Source organism: Bacteroidales bacterium, from assembly GCA_041671145.1.
GTDB lineage: Bacteria > Bacteroidota > Bacteroidia > Bacteroidales > JAHJDW01 > JAQUPB01.
Genome location: JBAZBZ010000068.1, coordinates 1 through 6801 on the forward strand (window position 1 = coordinate 1; position 6801 = coordinate 6801).

Below are 6801 nucleotides of genomic sequence, written 5' to 3' on the forward strand. Positions count from 1 at the left end.
AAAAACAACAGAGCTTCAATGTGTTTTAGGCGGCACAGTTTGCCGCGAAATAGGCGGACCAGTTTAGTGCGTAAAGTGCGGAACACTTTGTCGCGGAATTACTGGACCAGTTTACGCGGAATCTCCATATGAAGCCCACAGAATTTTTAATCGACCAATTAAAGCAATTAGTTGAAAATTTTAATGGAATTCGAATAAAATATGAATTAAATAAATATACGGGAACTCATATAATTCAGATATTGCCTCCTTCTTATTTCAAAGATGATATCGCTTGTATGAAAATGAAAAGAAAGATTGAAATAAAATTTGAAAAGAAATATCCTAATGAAGATATTTTATTTGTGTCAGAGGGCAGTTTAATTGAAATAGGAAATGAAAATATTTTATTTGATTCAGAAAAAAGTTTTCTTAAAGAAAAAATTAATAGTATTTTATTTACTCTTGAGGAAAAACCAACGGAATCATTAAAAAATGAGTTTGTTTTTGATGAGAAGATGAGTTATTCGACTTGTGTCGAAGAAGAAATTTTATGTTAATGAGTGATGCTGACAGTTTAATAGTATTAAGATAAATTATACACTTGTTGTTATTTATATGGAAAATTTACAATTTCAATTTAAAGGATTTAAGATACTGCGTTCTTTGATAGAGAAAAAAGAAGGCAATCCTTCTCAGTTTCTGATAGAATTTGAACCTAGCGGAGCTATCAATAAAAAAGATTCATGTTTTCAATTATTTTTAAAAGTTCTTATAGAAGACAAGAAAAAGGTTTTTAAGGTTGAAATAACATCAATGGCAAGTTTTCATTTCAGCAATAAAATTGAAAAGAAACAACTGAATAACCTGTTTTATATAAATGCACCTGCTATGTTATTCCCGTATTTAAGGGCGTATATTTCCACTTTAACAAATCTGTCCGGCTATGATCCGGTTAATTTGCCAACTTTGAATATAAGCAGTTTGGGCAAAAAACTTGAGGAAAACACAAAAGAAATTAACAAAGTTAGTCCGGTAAAAAAACAAAATGCAAATAAAAAGTAGAAAACACCTTATTTATCAAGGTCAATTTTTAATTGTTCTTTCACGAATTAAATACTTGACAAAAAAATATTAATCTGATATACTTCATCAGGAACAAATAAGTAATTTATCAAAAAATAGGTTTTTAAAAAGGTGTCGTAATTGAGGATAAATGGGTACTTGTTTACCCTCCCTTTAATCTTTACTAAAAAAAGAAAAAAACGCATCCCAGTTTTTTAAGTCAAGTTAAAAGTAAGCTCTAAAAGAGTGATTTTGCTTTCGAAAGGGAGGTACCCTATGGAAAGAAAAGATTAAATGAAATTATTTGATTTTTGACCTGTGATTGGATTCCATCACCAAAAAACTCACTATGTAAAATGAAAGCCACATACAATTAATGCGTGTGGCTTTTACTATTTTAATTCTCTTTTAATTTGTTTTTTCTAATATAATAGTGAAAACCCGCTGTTTTTATTTAATTCATTTACTAAATTTCCAACAATACTAACAGCTTTATTAAATTGTTCGTCATTATATTTTTGAGATTCAGGTTCTTTAAGTAAATAAAGATGTATTCCTTGTCTTAGTTTCCACAACCATCTTAATCTTTTTTTTAGATTTTCGTTGATTAATTTTGTGTCAATAGAAAAAAGACATTTATTAAATGTATCTCCATATCCGTATTTTTCCACACATACTTCAGCTATTGAACTCATTAAAAGGATTTCATTTTTAATTATCATTTCTCTTAGTATTCCCTTTATTTTTGCCCTGTTTAATAGCCAGCAATAAAAATCTGATAGTATTAAAGAAAAACAAATATTTTTCAACAACACTTCATCGGAAATAAATTTAAATTCTTCTGATAGCTCTTTAACGGTTCTAATGTAATTATTTGTTGGAAACTTTAATAAAAATTCTTTTGTGTCATATTTATCGGGGTCTTCTTCTTCCCGACTAATATAATCTTGCGCTTCTTGAAGAAGGTTATTGATTTTACAGAAAGTTTCTTTTAGTTCAGTATCGTTGCTTACACTCATGTGGGTTTATTTTTTTTAATTCATTTAGCATCTAACTAAAACAAATATATTAATTATCTGAAAAGAATATTTATCTGAATGAAATTTTTACTAAAGAAATCATAATCTGCAACCGTTTTAGCAAATTCAATTTTGCCGGCTATAATATTCAATTGTAAATTTTGATATATTTGCACTTTAATAAAAATTTATGTGTAAGTATGGATTTCCTAACATTCATTAAACAAAACGCCAAGCAAGAGGACAAAGACATTTTAAGTTTTATTGAAGCGATTAAAAAAATTGACAGCGTTCCTGTTTCTTCCGATCCGCGACTATTAGGGCGTTATCTTCATTTAAAATTGAATCATCAGCAAACTCTGGGGTTTCAAAAGTGTATGATGTTTTATAAAGCAACCTGCGAAAACAATGAATTACCGGCAGAATTGCAAAATGATGAAATGGCTTTTCTGAATGCAATAAATCTTATTGTAGAACTACAAAATAATAATCCGAATTATAAATCCTAAAAATATCGTAATGAAAAACCTCTTGCAATCATTATTACAAGAGGTTTACTTCTATCTGTGCTTTGAATCGTTTATTTCTTTCTATACAACTTTAATATTTCTTCAGGATAATTAATTTGTGGTGGATTATATGGTTCTGCACATTTTTGGGTGCATTTATCTCCTATATAATCATAACCTTTTATTTGAAAAGGATACAAGCCATAAGAGCCAACCGTATCTTTCTGAAACAACCAACATTTATCCCAAAAATCTTTATCCTGTAAATTATAGCCGTATGCTTGTGATTCCTTATGACCCTTTCTTTTGCCTGATTGCATCATCCTATACATCTGATGTGTTTTCATCTGTCCAAAGTAGTACTGCCCCAATACATTTATTACTTCTTCTTCTTTATCGTAACAGGTTGCTTGTTGCTGATTAAATGGGTAAAGTTTCCATACTTGATTTATGCTATCCCTAAAACCTATTAAAGCTGTCAAAGAATAAATTGTATCTCCGCCTGTTGGACATATTCTGTTTAATTCACGCTTAGAATTTATCATTTCTATACTTTCCACATTAGGTTTTTTTTCCCCAATCCAAACCAATATCTTTTTTTTATCGGGACTATAAAATGTTCCCGCAAAAAAGTATTTTACGTCATCAAAAGTCATTTTATATATGTCGGTTCGTACTGCCCAACTATACCACATTTTTTTACCCCAATCTTTTACAGTATACAAAATAAATAAGCTATCTCTTGCTTCTAATTTCTGTGTTCTGAACTGGTTATAGGTTTCCATTTTTGCATTGTTGATTTTCGGCGTTTGCCCGCAACTTTGCAAGAAAAGAAATAATAATAAAACAGTCGTTATTCGCATCTTATCAAGGTTTTTTTTCATTATTACTTCCTTCTTCCACAGAACCAGCATTTCCCCCATTACCTAATTTTGGGATTTCATCTGTACTCATTTTACTAACATCATGTCCTTTGTTTGCATCTTCTTTTGTAGATGTGTTTTCTGCATTTGGTACAGGGGCAACAGTAGGAACGGAATTTCCCTGAACAGCTTCCATCAAGCTATTGCCACTATCCAAACCCCCTGTTTTGTTTTGTGTTTGTTTTACATTCTTGTCTGCTGGCAGATCTCCACCTTGAAAAGCATTTACATCTAACTCATATTCAAATTTTACTTTACTTTCTAATCCATGTGCTTTTGCATATTTTAAAATACCTTCGGTATAACCTCTTGCAAAACCAGTTCCCATACTGTGTGTCACAATTTTAATGGTTTCGCCCTCTTTCAAGTTCGCAATTATATCGGCTGCATCTCTCATTCCTTGTGCTTCGCCTGCTGCTATACGTGTTTGTCTACTTACATTTGAGCTATTACATACATTCAATGCTGCGCCTGTCAGAGAACCCACCCAACCAAAGCTACTACCTGCAATTCCTCCTGTTAATGCCTTTGCTCCTGTGTTTCTCCATCCACCCATAGCACCATCAACATATCTTGCACTTTGGTCACCCACAGCTTTCATAACTTTCTGATCATATCCTCCCCAATAAGCAGCCGTTCCGCCTGAACCTGCATGTTGTCCATTGATAAATATGACGACATTTCCGTCTGGGTCTTTCGCCATAATTGGCGTATTCAATGCAAAAACAAATGGAGATATTGCCGGGTATTTACTTGCAAGTTTATCTATACTCATCCATTTACAAGTCAAAACATTTAACAATCTTGCATCAAAATCATACACACCTGTTTTATTATCCCACTCATTTAGCTTTTCTTTTCCTCCGTATCCATAACGGTATAAACCTGCACTACTATTTCAGGGCGTTTCCAACACTTCTGCACACTTTTTCAAAGAACCTTTTTCTTTCTATTTCACAGCTAAATTAAACTTTTTTTCTTTTTTATGAAAGTTTTTTATTCAGTTAAATAAAAAATGTTCTTGCTTTTTTTATGCTTGTTCTGCGGCTTAAAAAAAGTAAAACACATTTATATATAACGATTCCATATTGCGTTTATTGCTGTCATATCAACACTTTTAGTAAAATAAATCTGTTAAAAAACTTGCTTTCACTTTTATTTTTTTGTACCTTTATATACAGTATTGACAAGGTTTTGCACAACATTAAAATTTAATCTCTCCTTTATGTAAAAGTTTCTACTCATAGTTTTCAGTATTATTAACAGTTTAAATTTTGTCAATTATGAGTAAGCAAACAGGTTTAATCAAGCTTAAAGGCAATATGGACGGTATTAGCTTTTATAAGCTGAATGGTGATGATTTAGCCAGAAAGGCAAACGGGCCATCTAAAGAAAGGATTTTAAATGATCCTTCATTCATTCGTACAAGGGAAAATAACTCGGAGTTCGGCGGTTGCGCCATTGTTTCAAAGGCGTTGCGCATGGCTCTTATAAGTGTTATTTTAAGCAAATCTGATCCACGTGTAACGGCACGTTTAACACAGCTTTTCAAAGAAATAAACCTGAAAGGTACGGGAACAAGAGGACAGAGAACCATTCCGCTTTCTGCTTCAAGGAGCATGTTAGCGGGATTTGATTTTAATAAAAAAATCAGTTTGTCGCAGGTTTTCGATGCTCCTTTCGTTGCTACTAACAACACGGCAAGGAATCAGGGCGTTATTACTGTTGCAAATTTTCTGCCTAAAGACTATGTCGAAGCTCCATCAGGAGCAACTCACTTCAGGTTGCTTGAGGCAATCGGGGTTGTTTCTGATTATGCTTTTAATGTTAATACAGGGCACTACGAAGCAACTGACCCGCTTTTAAACATGATTAGCGGTCTTAATTATTCTGCTGTAACGGCGCTTAATTCTGCAACTCCTGTAACGTTTACGCTTACCGCAGTTCTTCCGGGTACTCCTGCTCCCACAATGACGGCAACGGTTAGCATAGTTCAGTGCATAGGGATTGAGTTCTTTCAAAGAGTGGGAACTGCTGACTATATGCTCGCTCAGGGCAACTGTATGAAAGTTGTAAATGTGTTCTGATAGTTTTTTGCGTGTTTTGTTTTTGTTGTTTAGGTGGTAGAGTCGTGTTGGCAGGCACGGCTCTACTTTTTTTCTTGACTTTTGCAAAACAGAGTTGTATCTTTGTTATAGCAAAATTTAATATTGGTTTCATTTTATTTATATTTTAATTTATTTTTCTTCATGACTAAAAAGTCCCGCAGTAATGCGGGATTTTTTAGTTTAACTGCTACAACTCTAAAATAAATCTTCTATAATTGAACTATAACTGAAAGAGGCAATTTTTTGTTGCCTATACGGCTTTAATACGGCTGAACCCCGACTGAACTACGGCTGAACATAGGTAAATATCCGACTCAACTTTTTTTAAACTTGCCTGTTTTTTTAAAGTTGTTATAATCGTCAAAGATTTTTCCTCGTATCGTGATTTCTTTGTGAAAGTGATAATAATACGCTTCAATAAATCGCCTGTCGTCAGTGCGTTCGTATGCATCATAATAAAGTTCTCTTAGCTCTTTAATTTCGCTAAGCATTTCTTTTAATACTTCTAATTTTTTTCTCATAATAATCAGCTTTTTTAGGTTTAACAATGGTTTTCAATGCGTCAAAAAATCGCATGTTGTTTAAAAAAAGCTGTACTTTAAAACTTGCTTAGGCAACCCTTTAAGCCAGAGCGTGGGGAAGTGTCAAGAGTTCAGGTCATTTTTTTCGGAATAAACTAAAATCTACTTATCTGAAAAAAATGAATGAACCCAACGGGCTTGCTCTTGACTGTGCGTCAGCGGTGGCTTATCTTTGCCTAAGTAAGTTTTAAAGTACTCGTATCAATGAAAATAGGTTTTTGTTTTTCTTCAGGGATTGCAGTTTGTTTGGGCGGGCTTCTTTGCTCTTTGGTGGTTGGGCTTGGTAGCAGTGTGGTTTCTGCGTGTAAAAAAAAAGTCAGCAATTGAAGAAAAAAAAAGTATGCGGGTCGGGTGGTTGCGTATATTGTTGGACACGCAAGCCGGGTCGGCTTACTTTTTTTTTATTTGATTGCTACCGCTTTTAGCCGCAAACAGCTTATTAAAAAAATAATGCCGGTGCTGTCGGCTCGTGTGGTTTTTTTAATGGGCTGTTTGCTTGGGTCGGCGTGCGTTGGCGTGGGGCTATTTAACATAATAACCCTTATAAATGAAAGCGGCATTAAATAATTTATACCTTAATATCGCCGCTTTTATTATAAGGTTTATTATGTTACTTA

The 6801-nt window shown here is 33.3% G+C and carries 8 protein-coding genes; 4 read left to right on the plus strand and 4 right to left on the minus strand.

Annotation, left to right across the window (positions count from 1 at the left end):
- Positions 1 to 128: 128 nt before the first annotated feature.
- Positions 129 to 539, plus strand: a complete 411-nt coding sequence (locus WC223_13565) for a hypothetical protein (protein ID MFA6925268.1) — start codon at positions 129 to 131, stop codon at positions 537 to 539.
- A 58-nt stretch (positions 540 to 597) separates the two neighbouring features.
- A complete protein-coding gene (locus WC223_13570) occupies positions 598 to 1044 on the plus strand; it encodes a protein-export chaperone SecB (GenBank protein ID MFA6925269.1) in 447 nt (148 codons plus the stop codon).
- Positions 1045 to 1466: 422 nt separating this feature from the next.
- On the opposite strand, the gene WC223_13575 is transcribed toward WC223_13570, so the two are convergent.
- Positions 1467 to 2063, minus strand: a complete 597-nt coding sequence (locus tag WC223_13575) for a hypothetical protein (protein MFA6925270.1) — start codon at positions 2061 to 2063, stop codon at positions 1467 to 1469.
- 200 nt (positions 2064 to 2263) lie between these two features.
- On the opposite strand from WC223_13575, the gene WC223_13580 reads away from it, so the two are divergent.
- Complete coding sequence (locus WC223_13580) at positions 2264 to 2572, plus strand: hypothetical protein (protein ID MFA6925271.1); 309 nt, start codon at positions 2264 to 2266, stop codon at positions 2570 to 2572.
- Between the two features lie 71 nt (positions 2573 to 2643).
- On the opposite strand, the gene WC223_13585 is transcribed toward WC223_13580, so the two are convergent.
- Entirely contained in the window at positions 2644 to 3456 is an 813-nt protein-coding gene (locus WC223_13585) for a hypothetical protein (GenBank protein MFA6925272.1), read from the minus strand.
- Positions 3440 to 4270 (minus strand): hypothetical protein, encoded by an 831-nt coding sequence (locus WC223_13590; protein ID MFA6925273.1) that lies wholly within the window; start codon positions 4268 to 4270, stop codon positions 3440 to 3442. The genes WC223_13585 and WC223_13590 overlap by 17 nt, the downstream gene beginning before the upstream one ends.
- Before the next feature lie 508 nt (positions 4271 to 4778).
- Here WC223_13590 and WC223_13595 point away from each other — a divergent pair.
- Positions 4779 to 5582, plus strand: a complete 804-nt coding sequence (locus WC223_13595) for a hypothetical protein (GenBank protein MFA6925274.1) — start codon at positions 4779 to 4781, stop codon at positions 5580 to 5582.
- Positions 5583 to 5917: 335 nt separating this feature from the next.
- Here the strand turns inward: WC223_13595 and WC223_13600 are convergent, their stop codons facing one another.
- Positions 5918 to 6124, minus strand: a complete 207-nt coding sequence (locus WC223_13600; GenBank protein ID MFA6925275.1) for a hypothetical protein — start codon at positions 6122 to 6124, stop codon at positions 5918 to 5920.
- Positions 6125 to 6801 lie beyond the last annotated feature (677 nt).